The sequence below is a fragment of the Bradyrhizobium sp. 482_C4_N1_8 genome (assembly GCF_052075965.1).
GTDB lineage: Bacteria > Pseudomonadota > Alphaproteobacteria > Rhizobiales > Xanthobacteraceae > Bradyrhizobium > Bradyrhizobium barranii.
Map to the genome: position 1 here is coordinate 3,400,480 of NZ_CP197231.1, position 20,101 is coordinate 3,420,580.

Consider the following 20,101-nt stretch of genomic DNA (forward strand, 5'->3'; position numbering starts at 1 on the left):
ACGTCCACCGCCTAGAGTCCTCTCCACCTGCCTTGGGGGGAGGGGTTTTTCCATGGCTTCGAATGTCGTCGCGCGCCGTTGCGCGATGTTTTTCTTTGCGCTGTCGGTTTGTGTCGCCGGCGCTCGCTACATCACGGATGCGCATGCTGCCGGTGCGTTTGCGGTCGGCAAGTGCGGGGCCTATGGCCAGGCTTTTGATTACGGCGCCGAGCGCGAGGCCCGTGGAGCGGCACAGAAGCAGTGCAAGGGGGACTGCACGACGGTGACCATGAAGCGTGCTTGCGCCGCGATGTCGGTCGATATGGCCAACCCGTGCGGCGCCTATGGCTATGCCGTCAAGCCGAAGATCTCGGCCTCGCTCAACGCCGCCACGCGCGAATGCTACAAATACGGCGGCAAGGAATGCGTGATCCGCGCCTGGGCCTGCGACGCCAAGGGTTGAATTTCTCTTGCTGTCATTCCGGGGCGATGCGTAGCATCGAACCGGGAATCCATTCGTCCACCGACTCTGTGGCCCGATGGATTCCGGGCTCGCGCCTTCGGCGCGCCCCGGAATGACAGTTCGAGGTATGCATGCAGCTCGACACCAAGATCGCGGTCGTGATCCGCGCCGATCTTCAGGCCTGGCAGAAGCTCAACGTCGCGTCGTTTCTCACCAGCGGAATTGCCGCGGCCTTTCCGGACTGCATCGGCGAGCCCTATGAGGACGGTTCGGGCACGAAGTACCACGCGCTGATCGGCCAGCCGATCCTGATCTACGGTGCCGATGGTGCCGCGCTGTCACGCGCGCTCGACCGTGCGCTCTCGCGCAATGTGACGACGGCCCTTTACACCGAGGACATGTTCAAGACCACGCGCGATGCCGCCAACCGCGAAGCGGTGAGGGCGGTTGAGCGCACCGATCTCAATCTCGTCGGCATCGCGATGCGCGCCGAGCGCAAGGTGATCGACAAGATCGTCGACAGTCTGAAGTTCCATAGCTAGCCGTACTTCAAGCAGCCTCGTCTTCGCGGTGTCGTGATGGTTCCTGCGACGGATAAACTTGCGTTCTTTGACTCCAATCAAGGGGGCGCCGCCCGGCATCGCTAGTCTGCCCTCTGTATTGCAATGGAGCAGACACATGCCGACCATGAAAGCCGCCATCGTCAAACAATTCGGCAAGCCGTTGGTGATCGAGGACGTGCCGGTGCCGCAGCCCGGTCTCGGCGAGGTTTTGGTCAAGGTGAAAGCGTGCGGCGTCTGCCACACCGATCTGCACGCAGCTTCCGGCGACTGGCCGGTGAAGCCGGTTCCGCCCTTCATTCCCGGGCATGAGGTGGCGGGAACCTTCGCTGCACTCGGGCCAGGTGTGAAAAATCTGAAGGTCGGCGATGCCGTCGGCGTCGCCTGGCTGCACGACGCGTGCATGGCTTGCGAATATTGCGAGACCGGCTGGGAAACGCTGTGCGAGCACCAGCACAACACCGGCTACAGCGTGAACGGCGGCTTTGCCGAATATGTCATCGCCTCGGCCGCCTTCGCCGCAAGGCTCCCGGCAACGATCGATTTCGCCGCCGTCGCGCCGATCCTGTGTGCCGGCGTCACCACCTACAAGGGATTGAAGGAGACCGACGCTCGGCCCGGCGAGTGGGTCGCGATCTCCGGCGTCGGCGGGCTCGGCCATGTCGCGATCCAGTACGCCAAGGCGATGGGGTTCAAGGTCGCAGCCGTCGACATCGCCGAGGACAAGCTCAAGCTCGCACGCGAGACCGGCGCCGATCTCGCGGTCAACGCGCTGGAGGCCGATGCGGTGGACAAGGTTGTGGCAGCAACCGGGGGCGGGGCCCACGGTGTGCTGGTGACGGCGGTCTCGACCTCGGCGTTCGCGCAGGCGCTGAAGATGGTGCGTCGCAAGGGCACCGTCAGCTTGGTCGGCCTGCCGCCGGGCGAATTCCCGACGCCGATCTTCGATGTCGTGCTCAAGCGTATCACCGTGCGTGGCTCCATCGTCGGCACCCGCAGGGATCTCGACGAGGCCATCGCATTCGCCGCGGACGGCAAGGTCAAGGCCGAAGTAGCCAAGGTGCCGCTCGCGGAGATCAATAACGTCTTCGACCGGATGAAGGCCGGCAAGATCGACGGCCGCATGGTGCTCGACTTTGGCTAGAGCGTTTTCGAGCGAAGTGGATACCGGTTCGCGTAAGGAAAACGCGTCAAGACAAGAATCTGGAGCCCCGTTCCGATTCCATCGGAACTTCCATCGGAACGGAAGTGGCTCTAGTGCCTCACGCTGGCGGCATGGTCTCGAATTTCGGCAGGTCTGGATCGAGACGATCCCAGTCATGTCCGCGCGCCGCGTAAGTGACCACCTGCGGCTTGTAGCGGGCGGGCTCGTCGAGGCTTGCGGCGCGGATGGTGAAGATGTCGGGCATCGCGGCGAAGGTCATGTAGACCGGCAAGCCGCACTGCGTGCAGAAACCGCGCGTCTTCACGTTGCCGCTGTCGCCGACCATGTCCCAATGCTTCGCCTCGCCCGTCACCGTGACGCCGGCACGTGCGAAGGTCATGTACGAGCCGTGGCCGCTACCGCTTTCGCGCTGGCAATCCCGACACTGGCAGTGATTGCTGAACAGCGGCTCACCGAGAATCGAATAGCGGATCGCGCCGCAGGCGCAGCCGCCGGTAAAAGGCCTGGTCATCGAAAGATCTCCCACTCACTTCTCGCCACTGATCTCGTCGAGCTGACGCACGACCTTCTTCCAGCCGCCGCTCATGACCGTGTAGGCGGACTCGTTCCTCGGCATGACGAAGCCCGCATGCACCAGGCGGATCCGCGTGCCGGCTTCGACCGGTGTGAGGGACCACGTCACGACGGTGTCGAGCGGCGCGCCGTAGCCGGTGTTGCGTTCGTCGCCGCCCTTCCAGGCATAGACGAGGCGCCGGTTCGGTACGACTTCCAGAACCCGGCAATGGATAACGCCATCCCAGTTGCCGCCCGGCGTGGTCTGGAAGGTGAAGGCCTTGCCTTCGACGGCTTCGAAGCCAGTCGGCTGCATCAGCCAGCGCGCGATCAACTGGGCGCTGGTCAGCGTCTTCCAGATCGTCTCCGGCGCGTGAGGGAAGACCTCCTCCAAAACAATGTCTTGGACGCTGTCTTTTGTCCCGGCTCTGAACTCGGCTGCACTCACGGATCGATCTCCTTCAAGAGGTCACGCAGATTCTGGAAGCGCTCGCGCCAGAACACGCCGTAATGGTCCATCCAGGTGACCAGCGGCTCTAGTCCTTGCGGCGCGGCGCGGTAATAGACGTTGCGGCCCTCGGCGCGCTCGGCGACGAGGCCGGCCTGCTTCAGCGACTTCAGATGCTGTGAGATCGCGCCCTGCGTCACGCCGCTGCCGCGGGTGAGCTCGGTGACGCTGATCTCCTTGCTCTCGAACACGCGCTCGAACACGGCACGGCGGGTCGGATCGGCGAGGGCGCGCATCACGGTCGTGACGGGATTTGGGGCGGCTTCGATCATGGGAATTCGATTAGCATTCGCTAATGCATTAGTCAATACTAATTGTTGGCTGCATAGGGTTGGATCACTGCCTTGACTATGACTGACCGGTCAGTCATAAATAGGGGATGACAAAGAAGCCCACCAAAGCAGTCACGCCAACCGCAGCTCGCGCCGATGCGAAGGGCCGTGCGCCCGCCGACGCTGCGCCCGCTTCGAACCGTGCCACGCGTGCGGCCGAGCGTCGGTCGGCCATCGTGGAAGCGGCGATGGAGGAGTTCATCGCGCGCGGCTTTGCCGCGACGCGGCTCGACGACATCGCCAAGCGGGCGGGCGTGGCCAAGGGCACGATCTACCTGCACTTCAAGGACAAGGAATCGATGTTCGAGGAGCTGGTGCGCACGGTGATCGTGCCGGTCGTGGCCAAGCTGAATGCTCTGCCGCCGCCGACGGGCTCGGTGCGCGATCTCGTCGAGGCCTTTGCCGGTAACTTCCTCAAGGAGGTCATCGGCACGAGGCGCGGCGATCTCGTGCGATTGATCGTGGCGGAAGGGCCGCGCTTTCCGTCCGTCGCCGATTTCTACTATCGCGAGGTCGTCTCGCGCGGGATCGCCGGCATGCGCGCGCTGATCGAGCTCGGCATTGCCCGCGGCGAGATCCGCGAGAAGAACCTCGCGCGCTATCCGCAGATCCTGGTCGCACCCGCGATGATCGCGGTGATCTGGCAGAGCCTGTTTGCGCGGCACGCGCCGCTCGACGCCCAGGACATGCTGCGCGTCCATCTCGATTTGATTTTTGGCGAACGGAGGACGACATGAGGTCGTCACGAGCAATTTCTGTGTTTGCATTGGCTGTCGTCCTTGCAACCGGCCTTGCCGGCTGCAAGGACAAGCGCGATCCCGGATTTCAGGGTTGGGTCGAGGCCGACATGATCTTCGTCAGCCCGGACGAAGCGGGCCGGGTGACGAAGCTCAATATCCGCGAGGGCGACGAGGTGAAGGTCGGCGATGCCCTCTATTCCGTCGACGACGATCTCCAGCTTGCCGACCTCAACCAGAACAAGGCGACACTGGCCAATGCGCAGCAGACCTATGATCGCGCGGCCTCGCTGAACAAGACTGGCTCCGGTACGCAGGCCAATCTCGATTCCGCCGTGTCGTCCTTGCGTGTCGCCGAAGCGCGGGTCGCGACGTCGGAGACGCGAATGGCGCGGCGCAGGGGCTTTGCGCCCGTTGCCGGCACCATCCAGCAGATCTACTTCCGCGAGGGCGAGATGGTGGCGGCGCAGCGGCCGGTGCTCTCGATCATGCCGCCCGGCAACATGAAGCTGCGCTTCTTCGTGCCCGAGACCGAGTTGCCGAAGCTTGCGATCGGCGACACGGTGCGCATCTCTTGCGACAATTGCGCGGCGGATCTCACCGCAAAGATCTATTTCATCGCGACCTCGGCCGAATATACTCCGCCTGTCATCTACAGCCTCGATGAGCGCAACAAGCTGGTCTATTTGATCCAGGCGCGGCCCTCGCGGCCCGATGCCCTGCGGGTCGGACAGCCGATCGACGTCTATCTCCATCCAAAAACGCCGGTGGCGGACAAGCGATGAACGGCGGCAACGGCATCGCGATCGACGTCAAGGGCCTGACCAAATCGTTTGGCGGCCGCGAGGTCGTGCACGATCTGTCGATGCAGGTGAAGCGCGGCTCGATCTACGGCTTCCTCGGGCCGAACGGCTCGGGCAAGACCACCACCATCCGCATCCTCTGCGGTCTGCTCACGCCCGACAGCGGCGAGGGTACCTGCCTCGGCTACGACATCCGGCGCGATGCCGAAAAGATCAAGCGCCAAGTCGGCTACATGACCCAGCGCTTCAGCCTGTACCAGGACCTCTCGGTGCGCGAGAACCTCGAATTCGTTGCGCGACTCTATGGCCTCGCCGATCCACGCGGCGCCGCGCGCGACATGATCAAGCGGCTCGGGCTGTCGGGGCGCGAGGAGCAGCTCGCGGGCGAGCTCTCCGGCGGCTGGAAGCAGCGCCTGGCGCTCGGGGCCTGCACGCTGCCCAGTCCGAAACTGCTGCTGCTGGACGAGCCGACCGCCGGCGTCGATCCCAAGGCGCGACGCGATTTCTGGAACGAGATCCATGCGCTCGCGGCCGACGGCCTCACCGTCCTGGTCTCGACCCACTACATGGACGAGGCCGAGCGCTGCCACGAGATCGCCTACATCGCCTACGGCCATCTCCTGGCGCACGGCACGGTCGAGGAGGTGATCGCGAAGTCCGCCCTGACGACCTACACCGTGACGGGCGAGGAGCTCAACGGGCTGACGGCCGCGCTCACCGGCAAGCCCGGCGTGGACATGGTGGCGCCGTTCGGCACTTCGCTGCACGTTTCCGGGCGCGACGTCGCCGCGCTCGAGGCCAGCATCGCGCCGTGGCGCGAGAAGGCTGGCCTGCACTGGCACGAATCATCGCCCTCGCTCGAAGACGTGTTCATCGAATTGATGAGCCGTTCCAGGGACAATTTCCAATGAGCGCCGCCGATCATCCCGCACCCGCGCGCGAAATGCGCGGGCGCTTCGGATTCTGGAAGCGCTCCTATGCGATGCTGGTCAAGGAGTTCATCCAGCTCAAGCGCGACCGCGTCTCGTTCGCGATGATCGTGATGCTGCCGGTGATGCAGCTTCTGCTGTTCGGCTATGCCATCAACACCACGCCGCACCATCTGCCGAGCGCGGTGCTGCTCCAGGAGGATTCGGATCTTGCCCGCTCGGTGTTGAAGGCGCTGGAGAACACCGCCTATTTCCGCTTCATCTACGAGGTGCACGACGTCGACGATTTCGACAACCTGCTGAAATCAGGCAAGGTGCTGTTCGGCGTCGAGATTCCGCGGGGCTTCGAGCGGGCGGTGCGGCGCGGCGACAGGCCGGCGCTGCTGGTTGCGGCCGACGCCACCGATCCCGTTGCGGCCAGCGCCGCGCTCGGCTCGCTCGGCATGGTCGTGAAGACCGCGCTTGCGCACGATCTCTATATCGGCAATCCGCCCGAGATGCCGTTCGAGATCCGCGCGCATGCGCGCTACAATCCGGCCGCGTCGTCCAGCCTCAATATCGTGCCGGGCCTCGTCGGCACCATCCTCACCATGACCATGCTGATCTTCACCGCGCTCTCGGTCACCCGCGAGGTCGAGCGCGGTACCATGGAGAGCCTGCTGTCGATGCCGATCAAGCCGGTCGAGGTGATGTTCGGCAAGATCGTTCCTTATGTGCTGGTTGGCTTCCTTCAGGCCTTCCTCATCATCGGCATCGGTGTCGGCCTGTTCGGCGTGCCCTTGCTCGGCAATCTGTTCCTGCTTGCGCTGCTGTCGACCTTGTTCATCGCTACAAATCTGTCGATTGGCTACACCATCTCGACCGTGGTGCAGAACCAGCTCCAGGCCATGCAGATGGCCATGATGTTCTTCCTGCCGAGCATTCTGCTCTCCGGATTCATGTTCCCGTTCGCCGGCATGCCGGTCTGGGCGCAATATCTCGGTGAATGCCTGCCGCTGACCCACTACTTGCGGATCGTCCGCGCCATCATGCTGAAGGGCGCGACCATGCAGAATTTGCACTTCGACACGCTGGCGCTGGCGATCCTTATGCTGGTCGCCATGACCATCGCGGTGACGCGCTTCCGCCGCACGCTGGATTGAGGCACAATGCCCCTGAATCGAGGGGAGAAATGGTCAGGTTTGCCAGCAGGAAGACCCGGCAACATGCCGTGATGTCGGAGGAGTTCGAGCGCGAGCTGACGCGAGAAGTGCTGCGGACCGAGCTGTTGCGGGTGAGGGCGCTGATCACGACGGGCTGCGTCATGATCCTGTTCCTCACCGCAACCTACCTGATCGACCCTGCCATCGTGAACCGGGTCTGGCGCGGGACGGAGGGCTTGGTCCGCGAATACATGCTCTTGGGGGGCTTCATCCTCTTCGAGGTCTGGGTCCACAGCCAGATCAGGCGAAACCTCAAGCTCGATCGCGACCTGCCGGTGATCAGGCGCTATATCGGCGCTCTCATCGAAACGTCGCTGCCGACGATCATCCTGATTCTGCAGATTCGCAGCATGGGCGCTGGGCCCGCGCTCGGTTTCGTGCTGCCACTGGCCTATTTCATCTTCATCATTCTTTCGACGCTGCGGCTCGATTTCTGGCTGTCCACCTTCACGGGATTTGTGGCCGCAGCCGAACTCCTGGCCGTCGCGCTGTACTACAATTCGGCCAGCGACGCTGGCGAACCGCTGATCTACTTTCACGCTGTGCGCAGCACCATCATCCTGATCTGCGGCGTGCTCGCCGGCTCCGTCGGCGCGCGGCTGCGGCGGCAGTTTGCCGCGAGCATCGCGGCCGCCACCGCGCGTGATCGCGTCACCAACCTGTTCGGCCAGCACGTCTCGCCGCAGGTGGTGGAACGGCTGATGGCGGCGGGGCCCAGCGCGGGCGGCGACCTTCGCCGCGTCGCGGTGATGTTCGTCGATTTCCGCGGCTTCACCGCCAGCGCGCGGTTGCGCACTCCGCAGGAGGTGGTTGACCGGCTCGACGGTGCGTTCGCCGTGCTGGTCGACATCCTCGATCGTCAGGGCGGCATCGTGAACAAGTTTTTGGGCGATGGCTTCCTCGCCCTGTTCGGCGCGCCGCTGGAGGCCTCCGACGCCGCGCACCGTGCGGTTGCCGCAGGCCGCGAGATGCTGGCCGCGATGGACCGCATCAACGCGCAAACGAGCTGGCCGCTGCGGATCGGCATCGGCATCCATTTCGGCGAGGTCGTTGCCGGCAATATCGGCTCGCCCCGGCGCAAGGAGTACACGGTGATCGGCGACACCGTGAACTTCGCCTCGCGGCTGGAGGCACTCAACAAGGAGTTCGGCTCGCACCTCCTGATCTCCGCGTCCGTCCGCGAGGCGCTCGGCGACGACGGTGAGGACGCCGTCGCGCTCGGCGAGGTCGCGGTTCGCGGCTACGAGCACAAGGTGGCGGTGTTTCAACTGGGGTGAGGGGCTCGCGTTTCGTTGAAGGCGCGTGATGAAATATCTCACGGCGATTTCCGCTCATGTTGTCAGGACGCCGAAACCTCTCGGCTTCCGTTTGCCACGCGGAGAGAACCCATGACCCGATTGACCCTTGTCTCGGCCGCCCTGATCGCCGCCGCCGTCTATCAAACCCAGGCCGCAGCCGCTCGCGACGTCGCCCCGCGGCGCGCCTCGCCTCAGGCGGCTGCGGATTGCGTGAGGGCTCCGGCACAGGGCGCGTTTGCCTCAGCGCCCTACAAGCAGCCGCCCTGCACGCCGAGGGCAGCGAATTAACGCGCAAGGCGAGGTCGGGTTGGCAACGTCCGCCGGCCCGACCTCGCGTCCCCCGCGGGCATCGCCGGTTTCTCGATTGCGGTACCTTGGTAGTGCTTGACTCCTATCTCATCTAGTCATCTATATGACTATATGAATGCAGCCCCGCACGACGACCGCCTGCCACGCTACCAGCGCCTGCGCGACGACCTCGCCGCGCGGATCATCCGCAATGAATGGCGGCCGGGCGAGCCGATCCCGTCGGAGGCCGAGCTCGCGGCGCATTACGGCGTCGCCATCGGCACCGTGCGCAAAGCGATCGATCAGCTCGTTGCCGATACCGTGCTGGAGCGCCAGCAGGGCCGCGGCACCTTCGTGCGCCGGGCGCGCTTCAACTCCTCGCTATTCCGCTTCTTCCGCTTCCAGTCCGAGAGCGGCGAGCGGCGCGTGCCGAAGAGCCGCATCATCCGGCGCAAGAGCGTTCCGGCGAATTCGGCCGTTGCGTCGGCGCTGCGCATCCCTGTCGGCGAGCCCGTGATCAGCCTGTCGCGTCTGCGCCTGATCGACGACGTACCGCTGCTCGCCGAAGAAATCTGGCTCCAGCAATCGCGCTTCGCGCCGATCCTGGAGATCGACACCGCCGAATTCGGCGACCTGCTTTATCCGCTCTACGAGGAGCGCTGCGGGGAGGTGGTGGTGTCGGCCGAGGAAATTCTGACGGTCGAAATGGCCAACGAGATGCAGGCGCGGCTGCTGCGCCTCGAAGCGCACGCACCATTGATCGTGATCGAGCGCCTCGCGCTCGATCTGGAGCGGCGGCCGATCGAATGGCGCAGGTCGAGGGGGCCGGCCGACCGGTTCCGCTACCACGCCGAGATCAGGTGAGAGCGACCTTTCAACGACATCAAGCAATAACGAATTCAAGGGAGAAACAATGTCAAACTGGTACAGCGAAAGCTCGCCGCTGGAGCGGCGCACGTTCTGGGCAAGCTTTGGCGGCTGGGCGCTGGATGCGCTCGACGTCCAGATGTTCGGCCTTGCCATTCCCGCGCTGATCGCCGCCTTCGGCATCAGCAAGGCCGATGCGGGCCTGCTCGGCTCGGTCACGCTGTTCTTCGGCGCGTTCGGCGGCTGGCTCGGCGGCGCGCTCGGCGACCGTTTTGGCCGCGTCAAGGCGCTTCAGATTACCGTTGCGACCTTTGCGCTCGCGACCTTCGCCTGCGCGTTCGCGATGACTTACAACCAGCTCCTGATCCTGAAGGCGATTCAGGGCCTCGGCTTCGGCGCCGAATGGGCTTGCGGCGCGGTGCTGATGGCCGAGATCATTCGCCCCGAGCATCGCGGCAAGGCGCTGGGCTCGGTGCAGAGCGCCTGGGCCGTGGGGTGGGGCGCAGCTGTGCTGCTCTCGGCCCTCGTGTTCACTTATGCACCCGCCGACATCGCCTGGCGGCTGCTGTTTGCGCTGGGGCTGTTGCCCGCGCTCCTCATCATCTTCATACGCCGCGGCTTGAAGGAGCCGCCGCGCGCGGTCGCAGCCGACAAGACGCCATTCTTCGCCACGCTCTCGGGCATCTTCCATCGTGACGTGTTGCGCTCGACGCTGATCGGGGGCCTGTTTGGCATCGGCGCCCACGGCGGTTACGCGGCCCTGACCACGTTCCTGCCGACATACTTGCGCGAAGTGCGGCATCTGTCGGTGCTGGGCTCCAGCGGCTATCTCGCAGTCATCATCGTTGCCTTCTTCTGCGGCTGCATCGCGAGCGGCATCATCAGCGACCGCATCGGCCGCAGGGCCAATGTCACCTTCTTCGCCAGCGCCTGCATCGTCACCGTGCTGATCTACATCTTCGCGCCGCTGACCAACGGCGAGATGCTGGTGCTCGGCTTTCCGCTCGGCTTCTTCTCGGCCGGCATTCCCGCCAGCATGGCGGCGCTTTTCAGCGAGCTCTATCCGGCCGGCGTGCGCGGCACCGGTGTCGGCTTCTGCTACAATTTCGGCCGCATCGTCTCCGCCGCGTTCCCCTTCCTCGTGGGCTATCTCAGCGACCATATCGGGCTCGGACCGGCGATCGGCATCGATGCGGCCTTCGCCTATTCGCTGGTGCTGATCGCGGTGGTGCTGCTGCCCGAAACCCGCGGCAAGGTTTTCGAACAAGCCGCGGCGACGCGCGCCTGACGCCGGATGGGGAGCAGTCACCATGATATCCCGCGAGCGTGGCCTGACGCGCCGCCAATTCGGCACAGGCCTTGTATCCCTCGTGTCGGCCACGGCCGTCGCGAGCCGAGCGAAGAGTGAGACGAGCTTGCCGACAATCGATACCCATGCCCATGTCTTCCACCGCGGCCTCAAGCTCGCGCCCGGCCGGCGCTATGCCCCCGATTACGATGCGCCGCTGGCGCTCTATCTGGAGCAGCTCGACCGCAATGGCATGAGCAATGGCGTGCTGGTGCAGCCGAGCTTTCTCGGCACCGACAATTCCTATCTGGTCGAGAGCCTGAAGACTTCCGGCGGACGCCTGCGTGGCATCGCGGTCGTCGATCCTTCCGTGACCGCGGACGAACTGCGCGCGCTTGATCGCGCCGGCGTCGTCGGCATCCGCCTCAATCTCGTCGGCCAGCCCTTGCCCGATCTCGCTGCCGGCGAATGGAAGGCGCTGCTCGGACACGTGAAATCGATGGGCTGGCAAGTCGAGCTCCAGCGCAACGCGTCCGACCTCGCACTGCTGGCGCCCCAGCTGCTCGATCATGGCGTCACCGTCGTGCTCGATCACTATGCGTTGCCGGATCCGAAACTCGGCGTCGCCGATCCCGGCTTCCAGTCGGTGCTGAAGCTCGGCGCGACGCGAAATGTCTGGGTCAAGATCTCGGCGCCGTATCGCAACGGCGCGAGCGGCGAGAGTTTTGCGAAGGAGGCCTATCCGCTGCTGCGCAAGGCTTACGGCCTCGACCGCCTGCTGTGGGGCAGCGACTGGCCGCACACGCAGTTCGAGGCGTCGCAGGCTTACGCGAAAAACCGGCAGTTTCTCGATGCGCTGATCGTCGACGACAGCGAGCGCGCGCGGGTGCTCGCATCGCCGCATCAGCTGTTCCGCTTCTGATTCTCCCTCCTGATCTCCTCGCGCGATTGCTCCGAATGCTCCGAATTTTGGGGCATGACGAGCGATGTCGCCGGCCTGTAGACTGCCGGCGATGCGGCCGGTTGAGGCCGCGATTTTCATGAGGAAGTGAAGATGCAGCGCCGCTACATCACCGTCGACGTGTTCACCGACCGCGCCTTCGGCGGCAACCAGCTCGCCGTGGTGCTCGATGCCGGCGGGCTCACGACGCAGCAGATGCAGGCGATCGCGACCGAGTTCAATTATTCCGAGACGACCTTCGTGCTGCCGCCGCGCGACAGGGCCAATGACGCCGAGGTGCGCATCTTCACGCCGGTGCTGGAGATTGCCTTTGCCGGCCATCCCAATGTCGGCACCGCCTTCGTGCTGGCCTCGATGGCAAAAGAGCTGAAACCGCGCCTGCTGTTTGAGGAGAAGGCCGGGCTCGTGCCGGTCGAGATCGTGAGAGAGCAGGGCCGGGTGGTCAGGACCGAGCTCACTGCGCCCCAGCCTTTGGCGCGGCTGTCGCAATTGTCTGCCGCTGAAGCTGCAAGCTGCGTCTCGCTCGGTGCGGATGACATCAGGGTCGATAGCCACGCGCCGCAGATCGTCAGCGTCGGAAACGCGTTTCTGGTGATGGAGCTGCATTCGCGCGAGGCGCTCAAGCGCGCCCGGCCCGATGCGGCCGCCTACGGCAAGGTCTTGCCGCGGGACGGCGCCCGCTCGGTATGGTTCTACACGCGCGACGTGCCGCCAGCGGAGGCGCCTTGCGATCGGCAGGCGCGGATGTTCATGCGCGGCGCCAGCGGCCTCGTCGAGGATCCCGCCACCGGCAGCGCGACGGTGGCCGCAGCCGCGCTGTTTGCCGATCTCGATCCCACGCGCGATGGCGAGTCGAAGCTCACCGTCGGCCAGGGCTTTGACATGGGACGGCCAAGCATCCTCCGGACGCGCGTGCGCAAGCAGGATGGTAAGATCACGTCCGCTCATGTCGGCGGCAGCTGCGTGCAGATGATGGAAGGGACGTTTCGGCTGGCGGGGGAGGGGTGAGCTCTCTCCACGCGCCAAGACGAGCTCGCGCCAGATCCGTCATCCTGAGGTGCGAGCCCTTGCGAGCCTCGAAGGATGCACGGCCGAGATGCTACATCGGGGCACGCCGTCGTCCTTCGAGGGCCGCTGAAGAAGCGGCCGCCTCAGGATGACGGCTACGGTTAAAGTCGTCCTCCCAGCCCGAGGGCCGGCTACACCTGCCGCCCCGCCAAATTCCTCACCGCCACGCCATCACGCTCTTCGATGATCTCCGCGATCATCTGGCGGTGGCAATGGGTGTGATCGCGCTCGTAGCAGAGCAGGCAGACCGGTCCGGCCTTCATCACCAGCGCCGAGAGCTCGTCCATCTCTTCCCTGGCCTGCGGCGTCTTCAGGTGCTTTGAATAGATCTTCTCCAGCACATCGTATTGGCCGCTGCGCGCGGCGAGGCGGCCTTCCTTCGGCGTGCCGAGCGCGGCGAGATGGACATAGGCGATGCCGCGCTCATCGAGGCCCGCGGCAAGCTGCTTCTTCGAAAAGCCGGGCCGGCGTGAAGAGGTCACGGCGCGCACGTCGACCACGAGCTTGACGCCGGCCTCTTCCAGCTCGTCGAGCACCGCCTTGGGCGGCGTCTGTTCATAACCGATGGTGAAGAGCTTTTTCGCCTTTGCCATGAACCATCCTCAGCTCACCCGCGCGATCAGTTCCATGGCGCCGGCCGGTGCGCGCACCTTGCCCTCGTGGATGACATAGGCGAACACGTCGCGCGGCTCCTTCTTCGGCTTGGCCTTGTCGACCTTCGGCAAATCGTCGGGTTCACTCCCCTCGGCCCAGTCCTGAAGGCGCTTGGCCCAGGCATCGAGCTGTTTCGGCGGATAGCAGGTCTTGATCTCGTCATTGCCCTTCTGGAGCCGTGCATAGACGAAATCGCCGGCGACGTCGGCGATCGCCGGATATTTGCCGTGCTCGGCGAACACGACAGGCGTCTCGAACTCGCGGATCAGCGTGACGAAGTCCGGCGCGCAAAAACTGTCGTGGCGGACCTCGACGACATGGCGCAGCGCGCGCCCATCGAGCTTGCGCGGCAGCAGCTCCAGGAACTTGCCGAAATCGGCGCCGTCGAACTTTTTCGTAGGCGCGAACTGCCACAGCACCGGTCCGAGATGGTCGCCGAGTTCCAGCACGCCGGAATCATAGAATCGCTTGATGGAATCGCCGGCCTCGGCGAGCACGCGGCGGTTGGTGGCGAAGCGGGGTCCCTTCACCGAGAACACGAAACCATCGGGCACTTCGCTGGCCCATTTGCGAAAGCTCTCCGGCTTCTGTGAGCCATAATAGGTGCCGTTGATCTCGATCGAGGTCAGCTTCGAGGCGGCGTAGGACAGCTCCTTGGCCTGCGTGAGCTTCTCCGGGTAGAACACGCCGCGCCAGGGCTCGAAGGTCCAGCCGCCCACGCCGATGAAAATGTTGCCGGATTTTTTGGACGCGGTTTTTGCTTTGGCCACGGGAGGGTCTCGCATCGACGGGGAGGGACCTCATCCTAATCAAACCAGATGTGATTGGCCAGTTGCGCCGTCCCGCCTAAGGTCGCAACGGGACCCGCGCAAAAGGAGAACAAGAATGCGGATGCTGATGGTGGGAGCGGCGCTCGTCATGATGACATCTGCTGCCATGACGTTTGGTGCCATGGCCGACGATGATGACGATGCCAAGGGTGCGCAGAAGCTCGCCATGCAGGGCCGCGACGATTACTGGCATTGCCTGGCGCGGGAATATTCGCGCGACTCCAATCAGGGAATGTCGGAACAGGATTTCGGCCGCTCGGTCGCGGGCGCCTGTCCGTCGGAGCGGCAATATTACCGGGTGGCGTTGCTCGACTATCTCACCACGCAATATCCGAACATCGATGCCGGCGCCCATCTCGCCACCGCGAACAGAGCGGTCGAGTCGGCGCAGAAGGACATCGTGACGGCCTTCGTCAAGCACAGGCCGCCCGCAAAGTAGGGCCGTCGCGAATGGCCAATCGCGAAGAGGGCACGTGAGCCGGCGATCCTCATGCGCGACGAGCCATTCGCTACTCGCCCCTTCGCGGGGGGCTCTTCCAGCTCCGCGCGCATCCATGGTATCACTGGAGGCATCTGGAACAGGGATGGGCTTCCATGTCGTCTGAGTCGATGGGTGGCATTCTGGGCGCGATCGTCGCGGCAGTCGTGCTTGCGGTCGCCGTCGTATTGGGGCCGATCGGCCAGTACGGCAAGCCGCCCAGGCCGGCAAAGGCCGAGCCGGCTCCGGCGGCAGCGCCCGCTGTCCCGGCTGCCCCCGTGCCGCGTGGGCCGGTGATCAAGGAAGTCCCGAACTAGCAAGGATCTGAAAAAGGGCCGCTATGCCCCCTTGCGAAGCGGTTTTGCCGTACCTATCTAGCTTATAACGGCGACGTTGAGCGAAACCTCCGGCGCTGGAACGACCTTGGAATAGCTTGGGCTTGCGCCGGATGTACGCGCGGTCCGCCGTTCCGGGGTCGTTGGCATTTTTGGGCCCTTTTTGGGCCTTTCCCCACAGACCCCCGGCTCGGTAGATCTTGGCAGCCCAACGTCTTGGCAGCGCAGGACGCGGCGGATATACGCTGCCGTCATGAATGAAGCGATCAGACCGGGCTCCGGCACTCCCCCGCAGGCTCAAGAGGCGCCGGAACTGTCGGTCATCGTCCCGACGTTCAACGAGCGCGACAACGTCACGGTGCTGTACCGACGGCTGGAGGCGACGCTCGCCAACGTCGCTTGGGAAGTCGTGTTCGTCGACGATAATTCGCCCGACGGCACCTGGGACGTCGTGCGCGCGCTGGCGCAGCGCGACAACCGCGTGCGCTGTGTCCGCCGCATCGGCCGCCGCGGCCTGTCGGGCGCCTGCATCGAGGGCATCCTGGCCTCCAGCGCGCCCTATGTGGCCGTGATCGATGCCGACCTCCAGCACGACGAGACGCAACTGCCGAAGATGCTGTTGCTGCTCGCAAGCGATCAGGCCGATCTCGTCGTCGGCAGCCGCTACATCGAGGGCTACAAGAGCGAAGGCTTCAACAAGCAGCGCGCCGGCGCCAGCGCGCTTGCGACCGAACTCGCCAGGAAGGCGTTGCGGGTCGAGATCGCCGATCCCATGAGCGGCTTCTTCATGGTTCGGCGCGACCGTTTCGAGGAGTTGGCGCCGAAGCTGTCGGTGCACGGCTTCAAGATCCTGCTCGACCTCGTCGCGAGCGCGAACGGTAGCTTGCGAGCCGTTGAAATTCCCTACACGTTCGGTGAGCGCCAGCACGGCGAGAGCAAGCTCGATTCCATGGTCGCGCTGGATTTTCTCGGCCTGGTGCTGGCCAAGTTCACCAACGATGCTGTCTCGCTGCGCTTCATCCTGTTCGCGATGGTCGGCGGCATCGGCCTCGTGGTGCATCTGACCACGCTGTTCATCGCCCTTCAGCTGTTCAAGGCGCCGTTCGCGGAGGCGCAGGCCGCGGGCGCCGTCGTCGCCATGACCAGCAACTTCGTCCTCAACAACTTCCTCACCTACCGCGACCAGCGGCTGAAGGGCTTTGCGCTGCTGCGCGGCCTGATCGCCTTCTACATCGTATGCAGCGTCGGCCTGCTCGCCAATGTCGGCGTCGCCTTCTCGGTCTACGACCAGGAGCCGATCTGGTGGCTGGCCGGCATGGCCGGCGCGCTGATGGGCGTGGTGTGGAACTACGCGATGTCCGGACTGTTCGTCTGGCGCAAGAAATAGCTCGACATGGGCGGGGCTGACGCGCGGATCGTCCGCAATACCGCGCTGGTGATCGTTGCGCTGGTCGGCTTGCGGCTGGTTGCGGCCGCGTTCACGCCAATCACCTTCGACGAAGCCTATTACTGGATGTGGTCGAAGAACCTCGCCGGAGGATATTACGACCACCCGCCGATGGTCGCCTATGTGATCCGCGCCGGCACCATGATCGCCGGCGACACCGAGCTCGGCGTCCGCGTGTTCTCGATCCTGCTCGCGCTGCCGATGAGCTACGCGATCTACCGCTCCGCCGCCATCCTGTTCGGCGGCGCGCGGGTGGCTGCGACCAGCGCCATCCTGCTCAACGTGACCATGATGGCCTCGGTGGGCACGCTGATCGTCACGCCGGATGCGCCGCTGCTGGTTGCCTCCAGCTTCGTGCTGTTCTTCCTCGCCAAGGTGCTGGAGACCGGCCGCGGCGTCTGGTGGCTCGCCGTCGGCGCGGCGGTCGGCGCGGCGCTGCTGTCGAAATACACCGCGATGTTCTTTGGCGCTGCGATCCTGATCTGGCTTGCGGCCGTGCCGAAACTGCGGCGCTGGTTCCTCTCGCCCTGGCCCTATCTCGGCGGTCTCGTTGCGTTCGCGCTGTTCTCACCGGTGATCCTGTGGAATGCGGATCATCAATGGGTCTCGTTCGTAAAGCAGCTCGGCCGCGCGAAGATCGAGGACTTCCGTCCCATCTTCATCGCCGAGCTGATCCCGACCCAGATCGCCTTCGCGACCCCGCTGGTCTTCATCCTCGGCGCGATGGGCCTGCACGCGCTGACCTGGCGCCGGGCCGGCGCGTTGGCCTCGCGTGTGCTGATCGAGACGCTGTTCTGGACCATCGTCGTCTATTTCGTCTGGCATTCGCTGCATGCCCGCGTCGAGGCCAACTGGTTCGCGCCGGTCTATCCGCCCTTCATCGTTGCTGCGGCCGCCGCCGCCAATCTCGTGCCGTGGCAACCACGCGCGCGCCGCCTCGCGGATTTCTGCCTGCGCTGGGCCGCGCCCGTGGGCATCGTGATGTTTGCGGCGCTGATCGTGCAGGCCAACACCGGCTGGCTGTCGGGCTATCGCCGCGACGCGACGGTGCGCAGCGTCGGCGTCGGCTGGCGCGAGCTCGCCGCCGAGATCGAAGCGGCGCGCGTGCGCAGTGGCGCGACCTGCGTGCTCGCGCAGGACTACGGCACCACGGGCTGGCTCGCCTTTTACTTGCCGCGTGGCACCTGCGTGCTGCAGCAGAACCAGCGCATCCGCTGGGTCAACATGCCCGAGCCCGATCCAAAGCTGCTTGCCGGCAAGCTGATCTCTGTCGACGAGCTGCGTCCGGACGGCCATCCCGCCCTCGACGAGCTCTTCGCGAAGGTGACGCAAATTGCGCAATTGCAGCGCAAGCGCGGGCCGCTCGTGATCGAGACCTACGGCGTTGATCTGCTCGAAGGCGCCAAGGGCGACGTGCTCGACCGCTCGCCGCCGCCGGAAGCGCGGTAGGCGGCCCCCAAAATCAGTCGATCATCTCGGCCCTGGCGGCGGCCTGGCTCGGCCCGTTCTGGTCGCGCCAGAACCAGACGGTCACGACGCCGGAGCGGCCGCGGACCTGCGTGAGCAGGGGACCTGACAGAATGCCGTCGGGAGCGCCGTGGAAGTCGGCCGCATCAAGCAGCGTATCGGTCAGCGCGAGCCGCGCGCAGTTCTGGGCGGCAACCTCCATCAAGCGGTTCGCGACGTTGACCGTGTCGCCCGTCGCCGTGATGTGCTGGTGGCTTTCGCCGAGGCGGGAGGCGATGATTGGGCCGAAATGCGCGCCGATCTTGAAACCAAGCTGGCCGCGAAGGGCAGGCGGCAGCGAAGCGATCCAGCGATCGACGCTGCGATACAGGTCGATCGAGCATTGCAGCGCGCGCGCGGCGTCGTCGGGCATCGCGTGTGGCAGCCCGAACAGGATCATGGCGCCGTCGCCGAGAAAGCCGGTGATCAGGCCGCCGCAATCGACCGCGGCCTTGTCGATCAGCGCGTGAAATGCCCTCAGCAGATGCTGCAGCTCGTCCGGATCGATCCGTTCGCTGAGCGTCGTGAAACCGGAGAGATCGATGAAGACGACGGCCGCATCCTGCCGGACCGGCCTGGACAGGAAATTCGGATCGCGCGTCAGCCATTCCTGCACGGCGGGCGCCTGAAATTGCGCCAGCGACCTGCTCTTGGCGGCAAAATATTGCGTGCGGCGGCCGCCGGCCCACAGCTGCACGCCGGCAAAGACCGCGACCGGCGGCACCGCGGCGGCAAGTGTCGTCGCGGCGTTCAGCCAAACGCCGTGCGTGAAGGCGAACAGATTGAGCCCGGCCCAGGCGATCATCACCGCGGCGGCCGCGACGATGCCGGGCGCGCTGCGCCGCCAGGCGAGCAGGCCGACCAGCAGCATCGGCAAAAGGATCGCGAAAAGCGCGTCGGCGATGTGGACCTTGCGGTCGCGCACGATGCCGTCACCGGCGACGAGATGGGTGATCGCGGTCGAGATCACCTCGACGCCGGGCATCAGGGAATCGAACGGTGTCGGATAGAAGTCGCCGCCGCCGGCGACCGCGGCGCCGATCACGACGATGCGGTTCTCGATCGCCGCGCGATTGAGCGTACCGTCGAAGATGCTCTGCGCGCTGACGGTGCGGATGGTGCGGCGCGGGCCGTAATAGGTGATCGGCAGTGCGAAATCGGAGTCGGTCGACACCGCGCGATCGCCGAGCATGAGATGATCCGGCGCGATCGTCAGCGGCTTGTCGAGCGCGCGCGTCGCGACGCGCAAGGGAAATGACAGCTCGACCTTGTCGCGGGTCCGGAACAGCATCGGCACCGAAAGCGGCGAGCCCGACTGCCCCGTCGCGACGTTGACGACTCCGACCTCGGCGTGATCGGCGAAGGCGGGCAGCGGCAGCAGGAAGCGCTCGGCCTGTGGCAGCGCGGCGAGGGGACCTTGGGTGCCCGGCTCCACGGTCTCGCTGGCGGTCGGGAAGATCGCCGCGGCGGCGAGCACCATGGGACCGGTGGCGAGCGTGTTGGCCAGCGTCGCGTCGCCGATCGCAGCGCTGCGGTCGACCAGGAGCAGGTCGATCGCGACGACCTTCGGCTTGAACTGCACGATGGTATCGACGACGCGCGCGAGATCGGCGCGCGGTAGCGGATAGCTGCCGCCGCGCTTCACGACGGTGTCGTCGATGGCGACGATGGTGACGAGATCGGGCGGAGCCTGCACGCCGCGGACCTGGGTCCGCCAATCCGTCAGCGTCGCCTCGAGCCGATCAAGAAAGCGCAGATGACCGTTGGCGTGGCCGGCATAGATGCCGGCACCCCACAGCGCGGTGAGGACGAGTGCCACCAGAATCTGAACGCGTCTAGTCATTACGTACT

Annotated in this window: 23 protein-coding genes; 17 read left to right on the forward strand and 6 right to left on the reverse strand. The window is 65.2% G+C overall.

Annotation, left to right across the window (positions count from 1 at the left end; genetic code table 11):
* Positions 1-52 precede the first annotated feature (52 nt).
* The 3 genes from AB7Z56_RS15835 to adhP all read left to right on the forward strand — a co-directional run bounded on the left by AB7Z56_RS15835 (position 53) and on the right by adhP (position 2,146).
* Entirely contained in the window at positions 53-442 is a 390-nt protein-coding gene (locus tag AB7Z56_RS15835) for a DUF4189 domain-containing protein (protein ID WP_354124502.1), read from the forward strand.
* Between the two features lie 131 nt (positions 443-573).
* Complete coding sequence (locus AB7Z56_RS15840; protein ID WP_354124501.1) at positions 574-984, forward strand: DUF2000 family protein; 411 nt, start codon at positions 574-576, stop codon at positions 982-984.
* Between the two features lie 136 nt (positions 985-1,120).
* The gene (gene adhP / locus AB7Z56_RS15845; RefSeq protein WP_354124500.1) at positions 1,121-2,146 is read left to right on the forward strand and encodes an alcohol dehydrogenase AdhP; all 1,026 of its coding nucleotides are present in this window, start codon (positions 1,121-1,123) and stop codon (positions 2,144-2,146) included.
* 118 nt (positions 2,147-2,264) lie between these two features.
* On the opposite strand, the gene AB7Z56_RS15850 is transcribed toward adhP, so the two are convergent.
* From AB7Z56_RS15850 to AB7Z56_RS15860, 3 genes are read right to left on the reverse strand one after another with little or no spacing between them, the layout of a single operon-like run.
* A complete protein-coding gene (locus AB7Z56_RS15850; RefSeq protein ID WP_354124499.1) occupies positions 2,265-2,678 on the reverse strand; it encodes a GFA family protein in 414 nt (137 codons plus the stop codon).
* Between the two features lie 15 nt (positions 2,679-2,693).
* Positions 2,694-3,167: an SRPBCC family protein gene (locus tag AB7Z56_RS15855; protein WP_354124498.1), complete on the reverse strand. Its 474-nt coding sequence runs from the start codon at positions 3,165-3,167 to the stop codon at positions 2,694-2,696.
* On the reverse strand, positions 3,164-3,499 hold the full coding sequence (locus tag AB7Z56_RS15860) for an ArsR/SmtB family transcription factor (protein ID WP_441256355.1): 336 nt from the start codon (positions 3,497-3,499) through the stop codon (positions 3,164-3,166). The genes AB7Z56_RS15855 and AB7Z56_RS15860 overlap by 4 nt, the downstream gene beginning before the upstream one ends.
* Positions 3,500-3,606: 107 nt before the next feature.
* On the opposite strand from AB7Z56_RS15860, the gene AB7Z56_RS15865 reads away from it, so the two are divergent.
* The 10 genes from AB7Z56_RS15865 (at position 3,607) to AB7Z56_RS15910 (ending at position 12,940) form a co-directional block, all read left to right on the forward strand.
* Positions 3,607-4,296: a TetR/AcrR family transcriptional regulator gene (locus AB7Z56_RS15865; RefSeq protein ID WP_354124497.1), complete on the forward strand. Its 690-nt coding sequence runs from the start codon at positions 3,607-3,609 to the stop codon at positions 4,294-4,296.
* Positions 4,293-5,081 carry an HlyD family secretion protein gene (locus AB7Z56_RS15870; RefSeq protein WP_354124496.1) on the forward strand — a complete coding sequence of 263 codons (789 nt, stop codon included), beginning with the start codon at positions 4,293-4,295 and terminating at the stop codon, positions 5,079-5,081. Before AB7Z56_RS15865 ends, AB7Z56_RS15870 begins: the two co-directional genes overlap by 4 nt.
* Positions 5,078-6,010: an ABC transporter ATP-binding protein gene (locus AB7Z56_RS15875; protein ID WP_354124495.1), complete on the forward strand. Its 933-nt coding sequence runs from the start codon at positions 5,078-5,080 to the stop codon at positions 6,008-6,010. Before AB7Z56_RS15870 ends, AB7Z56_RS15875 begins: the two co-directional genes overlap by 4 nt.
* Entirely contained in the window at positions 6,007-7,170 is a 1,164-nt protein-coding gene (locus AB7Z56_RS15880) for an ABC transporter permease (RefSeq protein ID WP_354124494.1), read from the forward strand. The genes AB7Z56_RS15875 and AB7Z56_RS15880 overlap by 4 nt, the downstream gene beginning before the upstream one ends.
* A 29-nt stretch (positions 7,171-7,199) precedes the next feature.
* Complete coding sequence (locus tag AB7Z56_RS15885; RefSeq protein WP_247309422.1) at positions 7,200-8,507, forward strand: adenylate/guanylate cyclase domain-containing protein; 1,308 nt, start codon at positions 7,200-7,202, stop codon at positions 8,505-8,507.
* Positions 8,508-8,618: 111 nt separating this feature from the next.
* Positions 8,619-8,816: a hypothetical protein gene (locus AB7Z56_RS15890; RefSeq protein ID WP_085404340.1), complete on the forward strand. Its 198-nt coding sequence runs from the start codon at positions 8,619-8,621 to the stop codon at positions 8,814-8,816.
* Between the two features lie 132 nt (positions 8,817-8,948).
* Positions 8,949-9,680 (forward strand): GntR family transcriptional regulator, encoded by a 732-nt coding sequence (locus AB7Z56_RS15895; RefSeq protein ID WP_354124493.1) that lies wholly within the window; start codon positions 8,949-8,951, stop codon positions 9,678-9,680.
* Positions 9,681-9,729: 49 nt separating this feature from the next.
* Positions 9,730-10,971: an MFS transporter gene (locus tag AB7Z56_RS15900; RefSeq protein WP_085404342.1), complete on the forward strand. Its 1,242-nt coding sequence runs from the start codon at positions 9,730-9,732 to the stop codon at positions 10,969-10,971.
* 22 nt (positions 10,972-10,993) lie between these two features.
* Positions 10,994-11,893 (forward strand): amidohydrolase family protein, encoded by a 900-nt coding sequence (locus tag AB7Z56_RS15905; protein WP_283016973.1) that lies wholly within the window; start codon positions 10,994-10,996, stop codon positions 11,891-11,893.
* A gap of 132 nt (positions 11,894-12,025) precedes the next feature.
* Entirely contained in the window at positions 12,026-12,940 is a 915-nt protein-coding gene (locus tag AB7Z56_RS15910; RefSeq protein WP_283016972.1) for a PhzF family phenazine biosynthesis protein, read from the forward strand.
* A 191-nt stretch (positions 12,941-13,131) separates the two neighbouring features.
* Here AB7Z56_RS15910 and AB7Z56_RS15915 read toward each other — a convergent pair whose 3' ends face one another.
* Positions 13,132-13,593, reverse strand: a complete 462-nt coding sequence (locus AB7Z56_RS15915; RefSeq protein ID WP_247309434.1) for a DUF488 domain-containing protein — start codon at positions 13,591-13,593, stop codon at positions 13,132-13,134.
* A 9-nt stretch (positions 13,594-13,602) separates the two neighbouring features.
* Complete coding sequence (locus tag AB7Z56_RS15920) at positions 13,603-14,439, reverse strand: DUF72 domain-containing protein (RefSeq protein ID WP_354124491.1); 837 nt, start codon at positions 14,437-14,439, stop codon at positions 13,603-13,605.
* Between the two features lie 100 nt (positions 14,440-14,539).
* Between AB7Z56_RS15920 and AB7Z56_RS15925 the strand changes: the two genes are divergently transcribed.
* The 4 genes from AB7Z56_RS15925 (at position 14,540) to AB7Z56_RS15940 (ending at position 18,193) form a co-directional block, all read left to right on the forward strand.
* Positions 14,540-14,923, forward strand: a complete 384-nt coding sequence (locus AB7Z56_RS15925) for a hypothetical protein (RefSeq protein ID WP_063982423.1) — start codon at positions 14,540-14,542, stop codon at positions 14,921-14,923.
* A 155-nt stretch (positions 14,924-15,078) separates the two neighbouring features.
* Entirely contained in the window at positions 15,079-15,279 is a 201-nt protein-coding gene (locus AB7Z56_RS15930) for a hypothetical protein (RefSeq protein WP_063982424.1), read from the forward strand.
* A 271-nt stretch (positions 15,280-15,550) separates the two neighbouring features.
* Complete coding sequence (locus AB7Z56_RS15935) at positions 15,551-16,684, forward strand: glycosyltransferase family 2 protein (protein WP_166091576.1); 1,134 nt, start codon at positions 15,551-15,553, stop codon at positions 16,682-16,684.
* A 6-nt stretch (positions 16,685-16,690) separates the two neighbouring features.
* Positions 16,691-18,193 carry a glycosyltransferase family 39 protein gene (locus AB7Z56_RS15940; protein WP_354124490.1) on the forward strand — a complete coding sequence of 501 codons (1,503 nt, stop codon included), beginning with the start codon at positions 16,691-16,693 and terminating at the stop codon, positions 18,191-18,193.
* Positions 18,194-18,206: 13 nt separating this feature from the next.
* Here the strand turns inward: AB7Z56_RS15940 and AB7Z56_RS15945 are convergent, their stop codons facing one another.
* Positions 18,207-20,093 carry a CHASE2 domain-containing protein gene (locus tag AB7Z56_RS15945; RefSeq protein WP_354124489.1) on the reverse strand — a complete coding sequence of 629 codons (1,887 nt, stop codon included), beginning with the start codon at positions 20,091-20,093 and terminating at the stop codon, positions 18,207-18,209.
* Positions 20,094-20,101: the final 8 nt, after the last annotated feature.